We start from the raw sequence: 19,514 nt of genomic DNA, 5'->3' as shown, positions 1-19,514 counted from the left end.
CGAACAGCTTGGCTTAAACTCCCCAACTCATTGCCGCTGCCACTCCTCCGACCAGATCTGCAACGGGTCGAGCGTTCCCTGCCGGAAGTTCGTCAGGTCGGTGACGGTGACGTAGGCGCGCGGGTAGAAATAGAGCGGTAACATCGGCAGATCGTCGGCAAAGATCTTCTGGACCGCCGCCCATTTCTGCTTTGCCGTCTCCGGATCGAGCGCCGCCTCGAGCTCGGATATGGCCTTGTCCATCTCCGGATTTGCATAGGCTGAGAAATTGTTGCCGACGCCATTGTTTTTTGGACCCGGAATGGCATCGGATCCGAGCGCGATCCGCGGCGAAACGGATGGAGAAAAGTCGATCGAGGACATCATCAAAGCTTTGAACTTCCGCTTGCGCGCCATCTCACCGTTGAATTCCTGCAGGGGCACGAAGTTGTTGGTGATCTCGATGCAGACATCCTTCAACTGGCTCTGGATGACCTGAGCAATCTGCTCTCTGGTCTGATTGCCCGCAGTCGAGACAAGCTCGAGCGAAAGGCGCCCGCCTTTGTCATTGACACAGATGCCATCATTGCCCGCTTTCCAACCAGCGCTTTCGAGCAGCTCTTTAGACTTCTCAGCGTCATATGAGTAGAGCGTCATATCCTTGTTGTAATAGGCATTCTCGCTGCTCAGGATGCCGTTGGCGACGGGCTGCAGCCCTCCGAACAGTTCGTCGCTTATCGCCTGGCGGTCGATTGCGTAGAGGATGGCCTGGCGCACCGCCTTATCCTTGAGGATCGGATTGTCGAAATTGACAGCGATGCGCTCGACGTTCGTTCCGTAGGCAAGATGGTAGGTGAACTTGTCAGGCTGCTGGTTCTTGAGATCGAGCATCTGCGAGAAGCTGATTCCGCCGGGGCTGACAGGGACCGCATCGACCGATCCAGCGAGCAGATTCTGAAGCAACGAAGACGAATTGTCGCGATAGCTCAGGATTATCCGCTGCAGATGGGGCTTATCTCCCGGCCACTTCGGATTGGGCGTGAACACGATGCGTGTTCCGATCTGATAGTCGCTGAGCAGGAACGAGCCGTTCCACAGGCCGGGATTGGTCGGCTGCAGATTGTAGAGCGATTGCTTGACATAGGTGTCGAGCGTTGGATTGGCCGCATAGACCGGACCTTCCAGGTGCTCCGGAATGACCTGGTCCCAGGAATTATAGCTCGAAATGATCTGCGGGATCGTCAGCACGACGGTTCGCTCGTCGACGATCTCCAGCGCAGATGCCCGCGTCCAGGAATTGTAGTTGGAGAAGCCGATCTTGGGATCGCGCGCCATTTTCCAGGTGAACTCGATATCCTTCGAGGTAACCGGCACGCCGTCTCCCCAGGCAAGCCCCTCCCTCAGCTTGAACGTGACCTTCATTCCCTTCTTGCCATCGGGAAGATCGACGATCTTGGCAAGACCGTTGTCGATCGTCGGCAGCGTTTCGCAAAGGATGCAGTGATTGACGACGTTCTCGTCGAATGCCGTTATCGGTCGGAGGGAATAGTTGATGACGAGGCGCTTGGTATTGTTGACTTGAACCAGCGGATGGAAATTCGTCAGGAACTGCAACTGTCCGACGACCAGTTGATCCTTTGCCTGAGCTATGGCGCTGGCACTCGACAGCGAGGTCAGCGCAGCCGTGGCGAGTGCCACGGTGACGAACGATTTTAGTCTCTTCCCTGCAGATGTCATTTTATCCTCCATCAGACTTTGTTTTTGTTTTCTTCAGTGCGATCCCTTGCTCGTCTCCGAGCGAGGATCGAAGGCCGAGCGAACACCATCACCGACGAAATTGACCGCCATTACAGTGGTGAAGATCAGCAGGCCCGGATAGACGGCAAGCATCGGGGCCGAGATGATGAGCTGCTGCGCATTGGTCAGCATGTTCCCCCATGTCGGCGTCGGCGGAACGATGCCAAAGCCAAGGAAGCTCAGCGTGGATTCGAACAGGATGATGCGGCCGACCGACAAGGTCATCGCGACGATCAGAGGTGTGGCGATGTTCGGCAAAATGTGGACGAAAATGTTATATCGCCCCTTGGCTCCGCTGACACTTGCTGCCCTGATGTAATCGACATCGCGTAACGTGATGGTGCCGGCCCTGGCTATTCTGGCGATCGTCGTCCAGTCGACGAGAGCGATGATGATGACGATCCTCAAGAAGACAGCGGCAGGCGACGTCGCCGCAGCCTGGCTGAGGCCGAGTTTCGTCAGATCGACGGCGCCCAGGACAATCAGCACGGGGATGAGCGGCAGAGCGATGATGCAATCCGTCATCCGCATCAGCACGTTGTCAAACCTGCCGCCGATATAGCCTGCAGTGACGCCGATCCCGATGCCGATGATCCCGGTAATGAAGGTGGCGAGCAGACCGACGGCAATGGATACCTGGCCGCCATAGAGGAGCCGCAGCAGCACGTCGCGGCCAAGGTCGTCTGTCCCGAGCCAGTGCTGCGCTGACGGCGGCTTGAACCGGCGCAGGAGATTGGTGGCGTTGGCGTCTATTCCCGTCAAATAGGCGATGGGCCCGGCCATGGCGCAGGAAAGCATGAGAAGGACCACGAAAACCAGCGAGATCATCGCGAGCTTGTTGTCCCGGAAGCGCTGCCAGCGCTTGCTCCAGACCGAGTTCGAGCTGGCGCCCGCTGGCGCCGTATCTGCGGTGACGATGCTCATTTCAGGGTAATCCTCGGGTCAAGCCACGCATAGGCGAGGTCGGCAAGAAGGCTTGAAAACAGGGTGACGATGGTCGCCAGCAGAAGGCCGACGAGCGCCAGATTGAAGTCGATGTTACTGATCGCGTCGTAGATGACCTTGCCCATGCCGAGCATGCCGAAGATCGTCTCCACGACGAGCGCGCCTGAGAATAGCGAGCCGAAGCCGAGCGCAAGCACCGTCACCATCGGAATCAGCGCGTTGCGGAGCGCGTGACGCATGACGACAGCCGTTTCCGAAAGACCCTTGGCCCGCGCTGTCCGGACAAAGTCCGAATTGAGCGTCTCGATCATCGATGCTCTCACATATCGCACCAGCGGACCGACATGGAAGAATGTCAGGACGACCACCGGCAGGATCATATGGACGATCTGTTCGCCGACCGGAGCGTCGCTCATCAAGGGCGTGCCGCTCGCCGGAAGCCAGCCGAGCTTGACTGAGAATACGATGATCAGAATGAGCGAGGTCCAGAACCCGGGCAACGAAATGCTGGCGAAGGCGATAAGACTGATCACGTTGTCGGTCCATCCGCCCGGCTTGCGGGCAGCCAGCGCACCGAGAAGCATCGCAAGCGGGATACTGATGATTTCGGTCGCGACGAGAAGCTTCGCGGTCTGAATCACGGCGGGCCAGAGCACGTCCAGGACTGGCTTGAAGTAGACGCTGGAATAGCCGAGGTCGCCATGAAACGCCGAGTAAAGCCAGTGACCATAGCGGGCAAAAAGCGGCTGATCCATTCCGTAGAGCGCCCGCATCTGCGCCATCGTCTCCGGCGTCAGCGATGGATTGCCCTCCAGCATGGTCTCCACTGGGTCGCCAGGCATCAGGCCGATCAGGACGAACAGCAGAAGCGACATCACAAGAGTAACGAAGACTGCCTGGAGAAGACGTGAAATCGTATATCTCAACATCGGCTCAATCCTTGAAATGACAGGCTGAAAGTTGCGTGGGCCGGCCAGGTGCGGGCAGAAGCGCGGGTCTTTCGCTTTTGCAGATGTCCTGCGCCTTTGGGCAACGGGTATGAAACACGCAGCCGGAGGGTGGGGCCAAGGGCGAAGGGATTTCGCCCCGAAGGATCTGTTCCTTCTTTCGTCGCCCCCGGCCGATGCGTGGAACGGCCGCCAGCAGGGCTTGGGTATAGGGATGGCTGGGGGTCTGGAAGAGATCCTCGGAGGCCGCCACCTCCATCAACCGCCCGAGATAAAGGACGGCGACGCGGTCCGCGAGGTGCCGCACGACGCCGAGATCGTGGCTGATGAACAGATAGCTGATGCCATGCTGCTTCTTGATATCATCGAGCAGATTGAGCACCTGGCTCTGGATCGAAACATCAAGGGCGGAAAGCGGCTCGTCGGCGACGATCATTTCCGGTTCGGCGATCAGAGCACGCGCGATCGCAATCCTTTGGCGCTGGCCGCCGGAGAATTGATGAGGATAGCGGCGCGCCGCTTCCGGCGGCAGGCCGACCTGTCCTAAGACGTCGACTGCCCTGGCTTGCCGCTTGTCGGCCGGGACGCCCTTCAGCCTCAGCGGCTCTGCAACGATCTCTCCGACCACCATCCGCGGATCGAGCGCGGAAAACGGGTCCTGGAAGATGACTTGCACCGGCGTGTGTCCTTCGCCGCCCGGCCTGGCGCTGTTGAACGTCACGGTCCCGGCGGTCTGCTTGCGCAATCCGGCCACGACATATCCAAGCGTCGACTTGCCGCTGCCGCTTTCGCCGACAAGCGCGAGTGTTTCACCCTTCAAGACGCTCAGCGATACGTCATTGACCGCTTGCAGCCAGACCGCTGGTTTTAGAAAACCGCCACCGATCGGAATATCGACGTTGATATGCTCGAGATTCAGGAGTTCGGTCATGGCTTAACCTTGTGGCAGGCGACCTTATGGCCGGGAGCGACTTCGAGAAGATCAGGCTCGATCTGTCGGCAGCCGTCGTCTGCAAAGGGACAGCGCCTGGCAAAACGGCAACCCGTCGTTATATCGGACGTGACGCGCCCAGGAATGACGTAGAGACGCTCTACCCGCTTGTCGGGATCCGGAAGCGTCTGAATCAGTCCCTGGGTGTAGGGATGAAGCGGATTGGCGAAGAGCTCGTCGGCGGGCGCATATTCAACGGCCGTGCCGGCATACATCACCATGATGGAGTCGGCGATCTCCGATATGACAGCGAGATTGTGGCTGATGAACTGGATCGACATCTGGGCGTCGTCCTGCAGCGTCAACATAAGATCGAGTATCTGCGCCTGGATCGTGACGTCGAGCGCGGTCGTCGGCTCGTCGGCGATCAGCAACTGCGGACGACAGGCCAGCGCCATCGCGATCATCGCACGCTGGCGCATGCCGCCGGAGAGCTGATGCGGATAGTCCTCCGCGCGCCGAGCCGGCGACGGGATTCCGACCTGCGCAAGCAGATCGACCGCGCGGCCATGCGCTGCGCCCTTGCGGAGCTTCTCATGCTTGACGAGAACCTCGGCGATCTGCCGTCCGACCGGCATTACCGGGTTCATGGCAGTCATCGGCTCCTGAAAGATCATCGCGATCTCGCGGCCGCGAACCTGCTGCCATTGGCGCTGCGTAAACTTTGCCAGATCCCGGCCATTGAAATCGATGGTGCCGTCGACCCTGCCACCGCCGGCAACAAGCCCGAGAAGAGCAAGCGACGTCATCGTCTTACCGCAGCCACTTTCGCCGACGATTCCCAAGGTTTTGCCGCGCGCTATGCTGTAGCTCAGACCTCGCACGATCTCGACAGCGCCGTGCGGACCTGGAAAGGAGACTTTCAGATCCTGGACGTCCAGCAAGGGCGCGGAGTTTTCGGTGGTCGACGCAGCTCCGTCACCAACGACAGCGCCGTTGACATGCAGCATTCGTCACCTCCCTTTCGAATGTCTGGCCCGTACCAGGCACAGTTCTTCTATTCGCGTGTGTTGCCCGCCGCGGCCTCCACCGCAGCAGGCGCATTCTCGTTACAGCTCGATAACGCCGACGCCGCTTCTGATTTCGATCTTCGTCCCGAAAGGTTCAGACAGGCGACGATAGCGATCGATGATGCGCACGGCATCCTCTCCCTTGGCAACCATCGGCCGCCCTTCAGTATTGTGATGGTCGCCCTTGCCGGTGCGCCGGGTCTGTTTGACATCAGGCGAGGTGTCGCGCCCCATTTCGACCGGATGGAGCAGAATGCGTTTCAGCCTCTCCCCCTCCATATCGAGCTTGATGACGGCGGAACTCCACCAGGTGTCGGTGGGCGTATCAAGGCCGGGATGAAGTGGATGGGCGGCGGGCGTCAGCATTGCGAGACGGTCGACGTCATGTCCCCAGGCATCGTAGCTGTCATAAGGGACGCGCTGGATGAACTCGGATTGAGCAAAGAAGTTACCGATGCCGTAGAATATCGGTCTGCCATTGTAGATCTCGATGCCCAATGTCCGATGCCAGCCGTGGCCGATGTAGATATCGGCGCCGCCGTCGATGACGGCGTGAGCGAACTCCTTGACGAAGCCAGGCGGCGTATCGCCCCGCGGACCATCCGAGACGCTGAAATGATGCGCCACGATCACCAGGTCTGCCATGGAGCGCGCCTCGTGGACGGAACGAAGGTTGCGTTCGAGGTCGCGTTTGTGGCATCGGCTGATGACTTCGCAGCGGTCGCCCACGAAGAAGGATTCGGGATCGCCCCATTGCTGGGCGCCGGGAATTTGAACGCCGAAAGACCCCTCGCGGCCATGCTTCGGCTTCTTCATGAAATTGAACTTCTCGCCAAAGTCCTTGAGATTCCTGGCGGTCTGCTCGTCCACCATGAATTCAAAGGTGAGGCGTTGGGGATTGACGCCAGGGCGGCCGCGTAGCGCGCCCTTCGGCATGCCCGCCCACATGAAATGTTGATTGCCGGAACTTGTCGAGACGAGTGCGACACGTCCGTTTTTCTTGTCGACGTAGCCCGGCTCGCTGGCGAGCTCGAGATCCGCGCCGGTGCCGGCTGTGACGATGCCCGCGGCCCTCATGTGCTTCTTTGTCGCGATCAGACCTTCGGCTCCGAAATCGAAACTGTGGTTATGCGCGGTGGACATGATATCAAAGCCGGCCCACTTGAGATCCTTGGCAATCTCGGGATCCGCCATCATGAAACTTCCGATGCCTTGGCCGCGGGCCGGCCACTTGAGCTCGTCGTAGTCGGCGAAATTCATTTCCAAATGACCGTAAGTGACATCGGCGTCCTTAAGGACGTCCCAAACCTCGGTAAATTGAGGCTCGTCGTGCATGGCAAATGGGCGACACACCATGCACTCGCCCGCCAACGCCACTTTCCAGTTCCGTGTCGACACCATAAAACCTCCTGAGCCGACGAGACGCCGGCATAGAGAGCCTGCGTTCGTCTGACTGCCGTTCTCATATTCGTGAGCGTGAAAATCTCCCAATGCGACATTTCTCACTCCCGTCGCATATCGAACATAGCACTCCGGGCAGCTATCACTAGTTTCGTCGATTGCCTTTCAGAAATGCCGTTTCGGCATATCTCTCCGTGCATCGATGCACGTCGTTGCCCAGCCTGTGCTGCGCGTCGGCGGTAAGCGGCGCCGTGATTTTCCACAGCCGAAATAAATCGGCGAAAACGATGATTTTTTCGCGCCTTGGCGCTTGCGGCCTTCGAAGGCGCTGACTATAAGGGCGCCACCACGAAGGAAGCGCCCTTCGTCTATCGGTTAGGACACCAGATTTTCATTCTGGGAAGAGGGGTTCGACTCCCCTAGGGCGTACCACTTTCTCTCCCTTGACACTTCCCATCGTCAGCGCTCTTGCGCGACCGCTCTATTTCGCCGGCGCTGCATCGCAGACGCGCAGCTGGATGCGGCGTGCGCCCTGGTAATGGTCGGCACCGAGCGAACCGGCGACATGCAGGCTGGCGCCGCGTGAATTGATGAGAAGATTGCCAAGCGGCGTATCGGCGGCGCGGAAGGCGATGCCATCGAGCCGCGATCCATCTATCGCCTCCAGCGTCACCTTCACATGTTTCTCGCCGACCAGGCGGGCATCGCGCAGACGATGCGCCGGCACGGCAAAGAGCGGCTGTGCGTGGCCAGAGCCATAGGGTCCGGCGGCCTCCAGGCGGTCGATGAGTTCGAGGGTGGCGCCGCTTGCGCCGATCGCGCCGTCGATCTTCAGCGTCTCGTTGGCGACGAGGCTGGCCACCGTCCTCTCGGCCTTCTCCGTGAAGAAGGTCCTCAGCCTGCCGAGATCGGCGCGCTCGACCGTGAGACCCGCGGCCATGGCGTGGCCGCCGCCCTTGACGAGCAGCCCCTCGTCGACAGCAGCCCGGACCATCCTGCCCATGTCGAATCCGTTGATGGAGCGGCCCGAGCCGGTGCCGCGGCCGGAGGGATCGAAGGCGATCGCGAAAGCCGGCCGTTTGAATTTTTCCTTCAGCCGCGCCGCGATCAGCCCGACGATGCCGGGATGCCATTTCTCATGGGCGGTAACGATGACGGAGGCGCCCTCGCCGTCGCCATATTCGGCAAGTGCCTCGGCTTCGGCCTCCTGCAGCATGATCGCCTCCATCGCCTGGCGTTCGCGATTGAGCTCGTCCAGGCGCTGCGCGATCACATCAGCCTCTCCGGCGTCGTCGAGCGTTAGCAGCCGGCTTCCGAGCGCCGCGTCGCCGATCCGCCCGCCGGCATTGATGCGCGGGCCGATTAGGAAGCCGAAATGATAGGGTGTCACTGGGCCGGCGAGCCCCGCCTTGCGGAACAGTGCGGCAAGCCCGGCATTGCTCTGGTGGCGGGCAGCGACCAGCCCCTTCACCACATAGGCGCGGTTGAGGCCCTTCAGCGGCACGACATCGCAGACCGTCGCAAGAGCCACGATATCCAGCCATTGCAGCAGGTCGATCGCCAGGATGCGCTTGTTGCCGGCCGCGCGCAGCAGCCGGAGCGTCGCGACCAGCACCATGAAGACGACGCCAGCCGCGCAAAGATGCCCCTGCCCCGAGAGATCGTCCTCGCGGTTCGGGTTGACCAGCGCATGGCAGGGCGGCAGCTCATGTGTAACCTGGTGGTGATCGATGACGACGACATCGATATTGCGCGCGGCAGCGGCGGCCAGCGCCTCGTGGCTGGTGGAGCCGCAATCGACGGTGACGATCAGCTGAGCGCCGTTATCGATCAACTGATTGATCGCCGCCGGATTGGGGCCGTAACCTTCGAAGACTCGGTCGGGGATATAGATGGTCGCCCTGACGCCAAAATGGCTGAGAAAGCGGAACATCAGTGCCGAGGAGGCTGCGCCGTCGACGTCGTAGTCGCCGAAGATAGCGACGCTCTCGCCGCGCTCGATCGCGCGCAGGAGGCGGGTCGCGGCCTTTTCGCAATCGGTCAGCCTATGGGGATCGGGCATCAGGCTGCGGATCGTCGGGTCGAGGAATTCGATCGCCTCGTCTACCGTCACGCCGCGCCCGGCGAGCACCCGGGCGATCAGATCCGGCAGTCCGTGGATCTGCGACATGGCCAGCGCGCGGTTCTGCCCTGCCTGATCGAGCCGCGGGACCCAGCGATTGTCGAGCGCGGATTTCTCCACGCCGAGAAACGCGCGCTGTACGGGGTCGACGAGATCTGCCATGCCACACTCCGCTGACTTCATCTGCTCTTCTACAGGAGCAGCGGAGATAACATAGCGATGGATTTGCAGACACGGATTTTTACCAGAATACCGCCCAGACGATCAGGGCGATGCCGGTTATCTGCACGAGAATGACGGAAAACAGGGTAAGAAGAATGGCCCAGTTGCGGCCTTCAGGGCTTTCGTCGTCATCAGGGGCCTCGCTGGAGGCCCCGGGGATTTGGTAACGAACCACATCATGGTCCGTTTCGCGAACTTCCTCAAACACATCAGGATGATCGGGAGGTTCTTCTTCCGAACGACCATACCCCTTCCCGGCATGGCTGTCCTTGTTCACGAAATTCTCCAAAGCCGGCGACTCCCTCTCCCGGCTTATTTATATCAATGTTTCGGTATCTGTTAATATAAGTTTTCGTGAGATCGGTTAAACAGGCATAAAAAAACCCGCCCTGCGTGCACAGAGCGGGTCAGCTATCCCGGATTGTGGCAAAAAAGAGGTCAGCCTTCCTCTTTCGGCCGCTCGATGCGAATCACCTGCGGCTCGCCGAAGAGGTAACCTTCCGACTTGATCGAGGCGACCGCCTTGCGCACCGAGTCTTCCGTCGTCGCATGGGTGACGAGAATGATCGTCTGGTGGTGCGATGGCGCCAGGTGCTGCTTGGAGCGCTGGACGATCGATTCCAGCGAGATGTTGTTTTCGGCCATGCGGGTTGCGACGCTGGCAAAGACGCCGGTGCGGTCGAGCACGGTCAGGCGGATGAAATAGCCACCCTCGTGGCTCTGCATCTGCGCCTTGCGGTAGGGCTCCAGCGTCGCTGCGGGATGGCCGAGCACCGGCACGCGCTGGGCGCCTGGCTGGCTCTTGGCGATATCGGCGATATCGCCAAGCACCGACGAGGCCGTGGCGCTGCCGCCGGCGCCAGGGCCGACCATCAGCAGTTCGCCGAGCACGTCGGATTCGATCGCCACTGCATTGGTAACGCCGTCGACCTGGGCGATGACCGAATCGACCGGCACCATTGTGGGATGGACGCGCTGCTCGATGCCGGTATCGGTGCGCTGGGCAACGCCCAAGAGCTTGATGCGGTAACCGAGCTCGGCAGCGGCGTGGATATCCTCGATCGAAATGTTGGTGATGCCTTCGAGATAGATGTCGTCGGCCGCAATCTGATTGCCGAAGGCGAGCGTCGTCAGGATGGAAAGCTTGTGGGCCGTGTCGTTGCCCTCGATATCGAAGGCCGGATCGGCCTCGGCATAACCCAGCCGCTGCGCTTCCTTCAGGCATTCGGCGAAGGAAAGCCCCTCCTTCTCCATCTTGGTCAGGATATAATTGCAGGTGCCATTCATGATGCCATAGATGCGCGAGACGGAATTGCCCGTCAGCGATTCACGCAGCGCCTTGATGACCGGGATGCCGCCGGCGACTGCCGCCTCGAAGTTCAGCAGCGACCCCTTCTCCTCGGCGATCGTCGCAAGCTCGACGCCGTGATAGGCAAGCAGCGCCTTGTTGGCTGTCACCACATGGAGACCACGCTGGAGTGCAGCGCGCACGGAGACGTTGGCAGCCCCTTCGGCGCCGCCCATCAGTTCGACGAAGACGTCGATATCGCCTTTTTCGGCAAGCTCTTCCGGCCGGTCGAACCAGGTAACAGTGGAAAGATCGATGCCGCGGTCCCTCGCCCTGTCACGTGCCGAGACGGCCGTGATGGTGATCGGACGCCCGCAGGTAACGGCAAGCTCGTTGCTTTTCTGCTGAATGATGCGGACAAGCGAGGCGCCAACGGTGCCCAAGCCCGCAATGCCGATTTTGAGGGCATCTGCCATGGATCGATCCTGAAATGTCTGTGTGGCGGCAGCCGCATGACGCGGCTGCCCAACGGTTGGATTAGCGGTGTGCGTTCAGCGAGATGACGTTGTGCATCGTCTCGTCTGCGGTCGACATGAACTTCTTGATGTTGCGCGCAGCCTGGCGGATGCGGTGTTCGTTCTCGACAAGTGCCAGACGGACGTAGTCGTCGCCCATTTCTCCGAAGCCGATGCCCGGGGCAACGGCGACGTCGGCCTTCTCGACCAGCAGCTTGGAGAATTCTAGCGAACCGAGATGACGGAACTTTTCCGGGATCTTCGCCCAGGCGAACATCGTCGCAGCCGGCGGCGGCACGTCGAACCCGGCCTTGCCGAAGCTTTCGACCATGACGTCGCGACGGCGCTTATAGACGTTGCGGACTTCCGCAATGTCGGAGCCATCGCCGTTCAGCGCATGCGTCGCCGCCACCTGGATCGGCGTGAAGGCGCCGTAGTCGAGATAGGACTTGACGCGGGTGAGCGCCGCGATCAGCCGCTCGTTGCCGACGGCAAAGCCCATGCGCCAGCCGGGCATGGAGAAGGTTTTCGACATCGAGGTGAACTCGACGGTCACGTCCATCGCGCCCGGCACTTCGAGAACCGACGGCGGCGGGGCGCCGTCGAAGTAGATTTCCGAATAGGCAAGGTCGGAAAGCACGATGATGTCGTGCTTTTTCGCAAAGGCGATGACGTCCTTGTAGAAATCGAGCGTCGCGACATAGGCCGTCGGGTTCGAGGGATAATTGAGAACCAGCGCCAGCGGCTTCGGGATCGAATGCCGGACGGCACGCTCGAGCGGCTCGAAGAAGCTCGCATCCGGCTCCACCGACATGGAACGGATCACGCCGCCCGCCATCAGGAAGCCGAAGGCGTGGATCGGATAGGTAGGGTTCGGGCAGAGGATCACGTCGCCAGGCGCGGTGATTGCCTGCGCCATGTTGGCGAAGCCTTCCTTGGAGCCCAAGGTGGCAACCACCTGGGTATCCGGGTTGAGCTTGACGCCGAAACGGCGGGCATAATAGGCGGCCTGGGCGCGGCGCAGGCCCGGAATGCCCTTGGAGGAGGAATAACGGTGCGTGCGCGGATCCTGCACGACCTCGCACAGCTTGTCGACGATCGACTGGGGAGTGGGAAGGTCGGGGTTTCCCATGCCGAGATCGATGATATCGGCGCCGCCCGCTCGCGCGCTTGCCTTCAAACGGTTGACCTGTTCGAAAACATAAGGCGGCAAACGCCGGACTTTGTGAAACTCTTCCATCTCATTCCCCATGGAAAGGCGGCATTTCGGGCCGCAGTCGAAGTTCGTTCCGTCTCCCGGCGGCTGCGACACGAACTTCAGAATCGCAACGCCGTATTCATCAGACCCAAGCGACGCGGCGAATCTTTGACGGAAAGGCCGCGTAACGCGCATTATCAGGAAAATTGCATCTTCCGATCCATTCGGAATGGCTTTGCGTCCAAATTGCCTGAAAGGCAAGGTCTATTTGGAGATTTCCGAGAGCGTATCAGTGCCGTGCTCGGCGGCCAGACGCCGCATTTCGGCGACCTTGGCCTGATATTCGGCTTCCGAGATCGTGCCGGCCTTGCGCCGGGCGCCAAGTGCCGTCAGCTGATGCTGCAGTTCGGCCGCCTGCTCGTCGCTCATCTGGACATTGGCGGCGGTCAGCGGCGCGCCGAAATTCGGATAGCCGTCCGGGTATTTTGCAAGGCCGCCCTCGGCCGCCTCGCCCTTGGTGGCCGGCATGACGACGGCGGTCGGCGCCGCTCGTTTGGCGGCGGCTGCGGCTTTTTGTTCCGCCGTCAGATTGCATCCGGCAAGGGCCATCGCCGCCGCGGCGCAGATCAGTGCGGTGCGGTTGAAGGTTGCGATGCGCCGAATGCCGTTCTTCGTCATGCCTCAAAAATCCAGTTTTGACTGCTTCGACTGTTAAATTTGTCGCAGCCACAAAGCAATAGCATGAGCCGACGCGGGTGGAACTTGTTTTCTCGTTCGATCACGATGTACAACGAATGGATAAAAAGAGTGGTGCTGCCGCCGGAGGAAATGGTGACCGACAGCAAGCAGGAGAATGGCGGCAAGGCCGGCTTCGACGCGACCGATCTCGATCCCTATCTGTTGAAGGATCCTGAGGCCATGGCGATGAATTTTGCCCGGGCGCTCGAAAATCTCGGACAAGCAGCGTCTGCCTGGCTTGCGCCGCGCGAACGCGGCGAGATCAGCGAAAGCGCCGCCGATCCGATGACCGACATGGTCAAGACGCTTTCCAAGGTCACCGAATACTGGATTTCCGATCCGCGCCGCACCTTCGAGGCACAGACGCAGCTGATGTCCTCGTTCTTCGGCATCTGGATGCGCTCGATGCAGCGCATGCAAGGCGATCCCACGCCACCCGAGCCGGACACCCGCAAGGACAAACGCTTTTCGGACGAGGACTGGCAGAAGAATCCGTTCTTCGATTTTCTCCGCCAGGTCTATTTCGTCACGACCGACTGGGTGGAAAAGCTGGTGTCGGAGACCGAAGGCCTCGACGAGCACACCAAACACAAGGCCGGCTTCTACGTGAAGCAGATCACGGCAGCGCTTTCGCCGACCAACTTCATCGCCACCAATCCGCAGCTCTACCGCGAGACGATCGCGACCAACGGCGCCAATCTGGTGCGGGGGATGAAGATGCTGGCCGAGGATATCGCAGCCGGACATGGCGACCTTCGCCTTCGCCAGACCGACATGACGAAATTCGCCGTCGGCCGCGACATGGCACTGACGCCAGGCAAGGTGATCGCCCAGAACGACATCTGCCAGATCATCCAGTACGAGGCTTCGACCGAAACCGTGCTGAAGCGGCCGCTTCTGATCTGCCCGCCCTGGATCAACAAGTTCTATATTCTCGACCTCAACCCGCAAAAATCCTTCATCAAATGGTGCGTCGACCAGGGGCAGACGGTCTTCGTCATTTCCTGGGTCAATCCGGATGCGCGCCACGCCGACAAGGACTGGGCGGCCTATGCCCGCGAGGGCATCGATTTCGCGCTGGCAACGGTCGAGAAGGCGACCGGCGAGAAGGACGTCAACGCCGTCGGCTACTGCGTCGGCGGCACGCTGCTTGCCGCGACACTGGCGCTGCATGCCAAGGAGAAGAACAAGCGCATCAAAACCGCGACACTCTTCACCACCCAGGTCGACTTCACCCATGCCGGCGACCTCAAGGTCTTCGTCGACGAGGAGCAGCTTGAATCGCTCGAAGAGCATATGCAGGCGGCCGGCTATCTGGACGGCACGAAGATGTCGATGGCCTTCAACATGTTGCGCGCCTCCGAGCTGATATGGCCTTATTTCGTCAACAACTACCTCAAGGGCCAGGATCCCCTGCCCTTCGACCTGTTGTTCTGGAACGCCGATTCGACCCGCATGGCAGCGGCAAACCATGCCTTCTACCTGCGCAATTGCTATCTCAAGAATGCGCTGACGCAGAACGAGATGGTCCTCGACGGCAAGTCCGTGTCGCTGAAGGACGTGAAGATCCCGATCTATAATCTCGCCACCCGCGAGGATCACATCGCACCTGCCAAGTCCGTCTTCCTCGGCAGCCGGTTCTTCGGCGGCAAGGTGGAATTCGTCGTGACCGGCTCCGGACACATCGCCGGCGTCGTCAACCCGCCCGACAGGAAGAAGTATCAATTCTGGACGGGCGGCCCCGCCAAGGGAGACTACGAGACCTGGCTCGAGCAGGCGACGGAGACTCCGGGATCATGGTGGCCGCATTGGCAGGCCTGGATCGAGACGCATGAGGGCAGACGCGTGCCGGCCCGCAAACCTGGCGGCGATGCGTTGAACGCAATCGAGGAAGCGCCGGGAAGTTATGTGATGGAGCGCGCCTGAGAAGGCCCAACACATCTCTTTTTGAGACGTCGAGAGACAGAGCGACGCCGCGTAAACAAATTAGAAACCATAATTCGTCATCCTTGCGAGACAGTCGGACGTCGTGGGTGGTCTAAATTCGGCCCATTTGCGCCTGTACCGGCCCCGGCGAAGTGTAGTCAGTCAGTGCCGCCGGCCTGCGTAGCGAGTTTGAAAGACGAGTGTAGTATGGCGTGTGCGGTCGGGACGTTCGATGACGTCACCCCTCTTGGCGGATCTGCTTTCCGTTGGCGCAGATCTCGCAGTTTCCTTTACGGTGTTGTCGGCGCCGGATTTCTGACCTCCACATGGCTGATCGCGACCTTCGCGACGATGCATTCGATAGCCGCTCCCTATTCTCCGTCCGATCGCCTGGCACAGCTCGGCGCTGCGCCGAAGGTGGCGCCTTCACCGCGCCATGAGAGGCTGATCCATGTCGGCAAGGCCGATCGACTGGCCGCCTTCGATGCGAAGCCGAAGGCCCCGCTGACGGCGAGCCTCATTCAATCCCATGCCGAAAAGACCGCCGCCGCTGCAACGGCGCTTGCGGTTCTCGCCAAAAACAACCGGCTCGCCATGGCTGCCGAACAACCGGTCGTGGCGGCGATCTCCGACAGCGCCAAATTCCGCAAGGACGACGTGATCGCGGCGGCGCCGGTCGAGCTCGCCTCGGCAGAGACGGAAGAAGACGACGGTGACCGGATCATCGTCCCCTCGAAGGAGGCGGTTGCCGCAGCCGAACTCCCGACCCTGCTTGCTCTTGCCGATGCCGGATCCCGGCAAATCGCGCCGGCTCCGGTCGAGCCAACCGCATCTCCCCTCAAAACGGCCTCCATTCCCGCATCGGAACCAGCGCCGGTGGTCGTCGCCGCCGCGGAAGACGCGCCACCCTTCGATCTCGTGCTGGCGCCGGACGAAGGTTCGGTGCCGCTGCCGATGGCGCGTCCTGACGGACTCATCGGCAAACCGACACCGGCCTCCAAGGGTTCTGAGCGCTCTGCCGAGCCTGTGCTTGCCTACGCCCAGCCGAACTCGCCGATCGAGGATGACGAGGACGATGCAGTGCCGCGCTACGACAAGCCGGTCTTCTCGCCGAAGCTGCGCGCAGGCGTGGCGATCTACGATATCGAAAACAGCATCGTCTATCTGCCGAACGGCGAGCGGCTCGAGGCCCATTCCGGGCTCGGTAAGATGCGCGACAAACCGCGTTTCGCCAATAAGAAGATGCGCGGACCGACGCCGCCGCACACCTATGTTCTTACCATGCGCGAGAGCCTTTTCCACGGCGTCGAGGCGCTGCGGCTAACACCGATCGAGGGTTCGGACGCCATCTATGACCGTGTCGGTCTGCTCGCCCACACCTACATGCTCGGCAAGAACGGTGATTCCAACGGCTGCGTCTCCTTCAAGGATTACCGCCGCTTCCTCGCCGCCTACAAGCGCGGCGACATAAAGCAGCTCGTGGTGGTGCCGCGCCTGAACAACAAACCGACTTCGACGCTCGCCTCGCTGTTTTCGCGGCGCAGCTGAGCAATAAGCAACCGCGAGGGCTATTTCAGCCAAGCCGCGATTCGCTCCACCGCCTCGGCGATCTCCGCTTCTGAGCCCGCATAGGACAGACGCAGCGTTCGATGTCCCTCCAGCGGATCGAAGTCGAGACCGGGCGTTGCGGCGACGTCGATTTCCGCGAGCATGCGTTTGGCAAAGCCCATGCTGTCATTGGTGAAGCGTGTGACGTCGAGATAGGCGTAGAAAGCCCCGTCCATCGGCGAGGCGATCGAAAACCCGATCTGCGGCAGGCGCTGCATCAGCAAATCGCGGTTGGCGGCGTAACTGGCCTTGTAACGATCGAGCTCGGCGCCGGCGCTCAAAGCGGCCGTGGCGGCGATCTGGGAAAGCTCGGGCGGGGAAATATAGAGGCTCTGCGCTACCCGCTCGATCGGCCGAACCAGGCGCTCGGGAAGCACCATCCAGCCGATTCGCCAGCCGGTCATGCAATAATATTTAGAGAAGGAGTTGATGACGATCGCCTCGTCGGTCAGCTCCAGCGCACTCGCCTCCTCGCCGGCGAAGGTCAGCCCGTGGTAGATTTCATCGGAGATGAAAGCGATGGATTGGGCCGCGCAGTAATCCGAAAGCGCCTCCAGCCCCTCGCGGCCGGTCACCGTGCCAGTCGGATTGGCGGGGCTTGCAAGCAGCACGCCTTTCAGCCTCATGCCGCTTTCCTTCTGCGCCGCTTCGAGGCTTTGCGGCGTCAGGGTGAAGTGGGTCTCGGCCGTTACCGGCACTTCGAGGACCTTCAGGCCCAGCGCGCCGAGGATATTGCGATAGGCGGGATAACCGGGTCTTGCGATCGCCACCGCATCGCCGGCATCGAAGAGCGACAGGAAGGCGAGATTGAAGCCGGCCGAGGAACCTGTGGTGATGGCGATGCGCTTGGGATCAATCTCCAGGCCGTGGCGATCCTTGTAGTGCCAGGCGAGCGCCGATTTAAGCCGTGCCGTCCCCAGCGCATCGGTATAACCGATCCGACCTTCGGCAAGGGCTGCGCGCGCCGCTTCGAGGGCCGCTAGAGGCGCCGGATGCGAAGGCTGGCCAACCGCCATCGAGATCACGGGATGGCCGGCCGCACGCCGCTTCGTCGCCTCCGCCAGGACGTCCATGGCGTGAAAAGGCTCGACTTCGCTGCGTTTCGATATGGAAAACAAGATCGTTTCTCGCTTAGCTTCTGCAATCACGGCCCGACAATTGCCGCATTAATCGGCTCATCACAATCCCGCGAGGGCCGCGCGGGGACGAAAAATTCTGGTTTGAGCAGAACCGAACGCACCGTACCTTGACGCGACGCATTCAAGTCCATTAACCCGGCGACGGTCTTTTCGATGAAGAGACGACCATATCGCCGATGACGAGGATATCATGGCATTCTTCCCGAAGACCTTCACCGCACTGGCGCTTGCCGCATCGATCGCCCTTCCGCTTCCGGCGGCAGCGCTCGACGACCAGCAGAAGAAGGAGTTCGGCGAATTCATCAAGCAATACCTGATCGAGAACCCCGAGATCATGCTGGAAGTTCAGGATGCGCTGCAGAAGAAGCAGGAGGCCCAGCGGTCGGTTAAGGCCAATATGGCGATCGAAGAGAACGCCACCGACATCTTCGAATCGAAGAACGACGTCACGCTCGGCAATCCCAAGGGCGACGTCACTGTGGTCGAATTCTTCGATTATAATTGCAGCTACTGCCGCCATGCGCTTCCCGACATGCAGGCGATGCTGAAGAAGGACAAAAACGTCCGTTTCGTCCTCAAGGAATTCCCGATCCTCGGGCCGGATTCAGTCGCCGCCCACAAGGTGGCCGACGCCTTCCGCAAGCTCGCACCGGAGAAATATGCCGATTTCCACGTCGCCCTTCTCGGCACCGAAGGCCGCGCCTCCGACGAAACAGCGGTCGCGGTCGCCGCTTCGCTCGGCGTCAGTGAGGACAAGATCCGCGCCGAGATGGCAAAGAGCCCGAATGACGGTATAGTCCAGGCGACCTACCAGCTCGCCTCCAGTCTCGGCATCAGCGGCACGCCCTCCTATGTGATCGGCAGCGAACTGGTGCCCGGCGCCGTCGGGCTCGACGATCTCGAAGCCAAGGTCAAGAACATGCGCAGCTGCGGCAAGACCGCCTGCTGAGCAAACCAGTCGCCAGCCGGCAGCCCATCAAATCGCCAAAATCGAAGTGTTTCAACCATGTGGACAAATGTGGCACGATTGCCGCTGGCCAATCCGTAAGGGCTTTCATTCAGCCTTCGCGGAGTCTATAGGTTGCCGTCGTACATTTTACGGAACATTCGATGACGCAAACGATTTTTGTGCTGAACGGCCCCAACCTGAACATGCTGGGCAAACGAGAGCCCGGCATTTATGGCGGCAAGACGCTCAGGGACATCGAGGTAGATTGCAAGGCTGCAGGCCGCGAACTCGGCCTCGATATCGACTTCCGTCAGAGCAACCACGAAGGCACGCTCGTCGACTGGTTCCATGAGGCCGACGAAAAGGCCGTCGGCGTTGCCATCAATGCAGGTGCCTATACGCATACATCGCTCGCAATGCATGATGCGATTCGCGCTATTTCCATTCCCGTCGTCGAGCTCCACATATCCAACGTGCATGCACGGGAAGAATTCCGCCACAAGTCGATGATCGCGCCGGCATGCAAAGGCGTGATCTGCGGCTTCGGGCCTCACAGCTACATCCTGGCGCTCCACGCGCTGAAGAACATCACGGCATAAGAAGAAGACAGGGCAACACCATGGCTGAAAAGAAATCGGGTATCGACCAGGCACTGATCCGCGATCTCGCCAATATTCTGAACGAAACGGATCTGACGGAGATCGAGGTCGAGCAGGACGACCTGCGCATCCGCGTTTCG

General features: G+C 60.6%; 16 protein-coding genes, 1 tRNA gene and 1 pseudogene. 6 read left to right on the top strand and 12 right to left on the bottom strand.

The window, feature by feature from the left end; translation table 11 throughout:
* Positions 1-27: 27 nt before the first annotated feature.
* The 6 genes from HX899_RS28000 to HX899_RS27975 all read right to left on the bottom strand — a co-directional run bounded on the left by HX899_RS28000 (position 28) and on the right by HX899_RS27975 (position 7,070).
* Positions 28-1,716, bottom strand: a complete 1,689-nt coding sequence (locus HX899_RS28000) for a peptide ABC transporter substrate-binding protein (RefSeq protein WP_181293908.1) — start codon at positions 1,714-1,716, stop codon at positions 28-30.
* A 33-nt stretch (positions 1,717-1,749) separates the two neighbouring features.
* Positions 1,750-2,700 (bottom strand): ABC transporter permease, encoded by a 951-nt coding sequence (locus HX899_RS27995; RefSeq protein ID WP_138329746.1) that lies wholly within the window; start codon positions 2,698-2,700, stop codon positions 1,750-1,752.
* Positions 2,697-3,650, bottom strand: a complete 954-nt coding sequence (locus tag HX899_RS27990) for an ABC transporter permease (RefSeq protein ID WP_181293906.1) — start codon at positions 3,648-3,650, stop codon at positions 2,697-2,699. Before HX899_RS27990 ends, HX899_RS27995 begins: the two co-directional genes overlap by 4 nt.
* A 4-nt stretch (positions 3,651-3,654) precedes the next feature.
* A complete protein-coding gene (locus HX899_RS27985; RefSeq protein ID WP_181293904.1) occupies positions 3,655-4,599 on the bottom strand; it encodes an ABC transporter ATP-binding protein in 945 nt (314 codons plus the stop codon).
* Positions 4,596-5,609: an ABC transporter ATP-binding protein gene (locus HX899_RS27980; RefSeq protein WP_171598873.1), complete on the bottom strand. Its 1,014-nt coding sequence runs from the start codon at positions 5,607-5,609 to the stop codon at positions 4,596-4,598. The genes HX899_RS27985 and HX899_RS27980 overlap by 4 nt, the downstream gene beginning before the upstream one ends.
* Before the next feature lie 99 nt (positions 5,610-5,708).
* On the bottom strand, positions 5,709-7,070 hold the full coding sequence (locus tag HX899_RS27975; protein ID WP_171598874.1) for a CapA family protein: 1,362 nt from the start codon (positions 7,068-7,070) through the stop codon (positions 5,709-5,711).
* Positions 7,071-7,427: 357 nt separating this feature from the next.
* Here HX899_RS27975 and HX899_RS27970 point away from each other — a divergent pair.
* Positions 7,428-7,502, top strand: a tRNA-Glu gene (locus HX899_RS27970).
* Positions 7,503-7,551: 49 nt separating this feature from the next.
* Here HX899_RS27970 and recJ read toward each other — a convergent pair.
* The 5 genes from recJ to HX899_RS27945 all read right to left on the bottom strand — a co-directional run bounded on the left by recJ (position 7,552) and on the right by HX899_RS27945 (position 13,093).
* Complete coding sequence (recJ, locus tag HX899_RS27965; protein ID WP_171598875.1) at positions 7,552-9,354, bottom strand: single-stranded-DNA-specific exonuclease RecJ; 1,803 nt, start codon at positions 9,352-9,354, stop codon at positions 7,552-7,554.
* 79 nt (positions 9,355-9,433) lie between these two features.
* On the bottom strand, positions 9,434-9,691 hold the full coding sequence (locus HX899_RS27960; protein WP_138329757.1) for a hypothetical protein: 258 nt from the start codon (positions 9,689-9,691) through the stop codon (positions 9,434-9,436).
* 161 nt (positions 9,692-9,852) lie between these two features.
* Positions 9,853-11,178 (bottom strand): homoserine dehydrogenase, encoded by a 1,326-nt coding sequence (locus HX899_RS27955; protein ID WP_138329758.1) that lies wholly within the window; start codon positions 11,176-11,178, stop codon positions 9,853-9,855.
* Positions 11,179-11,239: 61 nt separating this feature from the next.
* On the bottom strand, positions 11,240-12,457 hold the full coding sequence (locus tag HX899_RS27950) for an LL-diaminopimelate aminotransferase (RefSeq protein ID WP_026160221.1): 1,218 nt from the start codon (positions 12,455-12,457) through the stop codon (positions 11,240-11,242).
* A 222-nt stretch (positions 12,458-12,679) separates the two neighbouring features.
* Positions 12,680-13,093: a hypothetical protein gene (locus HX899_RS27945; RefSeq protein WP_138329761.1), complete on the bottom strand. Its 414-nt coding sequence runs from the start codon at positions 13,091-13,093 to the stop codon at positions 12,680-12,682.
* A 150-nt stretch (positions 13,094-13,243) separates the two neighbouring features.
* On the opposite strand from HX899_RS27945, the gene HX899_RS27940 reads away from it, so the two are divergent.
* Positions 13,244-15,079: an alpha/beta hydrolase gene (locus tag HX899_RS27940; protein ID WP_246697198.1), complete on the top strand. Its 1,836-nt coding sequence runs from the start codon at positions 13,244-13,246 to the stop codon at positions 15,077-15,079.
* A 207-nt stretch (positions 15,080-15,286) separates the two neighbouring features.
* Positions 15,287-16,627, top strand: a complete 1,341-nt coding sequence (locus HX899_RS27935) for a DUF2778 domain-containing protein (protein WP_181293903.1) — start codon at positions 15,287-15,289, stop codon at positions 16,625-16,627.
* A 20-nt stretch (positions 16,628-16,647) separates the two neighbouring features.
* On the opposite strand, the gene HX899_RS27930 is transcribed toward HX899_RS27935, so the two are convergent.
* Positions 16,648-17,805: a pyridoxal phosphate-dependent aminotransferase gene (locus HX899_RS27930; RefSeq protein WP_181293901.1), complete on the bottom strand. Its 1,158-nt coding sequence runs from the start codon at positions 17,803-17,805 to the stop codon at positions 16,648-16,650.
* A 211-nt stretch (positions 17,806-18,016) separates the two neighbouring features.
* Between HX899_RS27930 and HX899_RS27925 the strand changes: the two genes are divergently transcribed.
* The 3 genes and pseudogenes from HX899_RS27925 to HX899_RS35280 all read left to right on the top strand — a co-directional run.
* Positions 18,017-18,775 carry a DsbA family protein gene (locus tag HX899_RS27925; protein ID WP_025394372.1) on the top strand — a complete coding sequence of 253 codons (759 nt, stop codon included), beginning with the start codon at positions 18,017-18,019 and terminating at the stop codon, positions 18,773-18,775.
* A 161-nt stretch (positions 18,776-18,936) separates the two neighbouring features.
* Positions 18,937-19,374: a type II 3-dehydroquinate dehydratase gene (gene aroQ, locus HX899_RS27920; protein WP_181293900.1), complete on the top strand. Its 438-nt coding sequence runs from the start codon at positions 18,937-18,939 to the stop codon at positions 19,372-19,374.
* Between the two features lie 20 nt (positions 19,375-19,394).
* Positions 19,395-19,514, top strand: a pseudogene (locus tag HX899_RS35280) (acetyl-CoA carboxylase biotin carboxyl carrier protein); the annotation flags it as partial.

It is taken from the genome of Rhizobium sp. WYCCWR 11146 (genome assembly GCF_013591995.1).
Taxonomy (GTDB): Bacteria; Pseudomonadota; Alphaproteobacteria; order Rhizobiales; family Rhizobiaceae; genus Rhizobium; species Rhizobium indicum.
The sequence above is the reverse complement of the archived record's forward strand: the minus strand, read 5'-3'. Positions and strand labels throughout refer to the sequence as shown.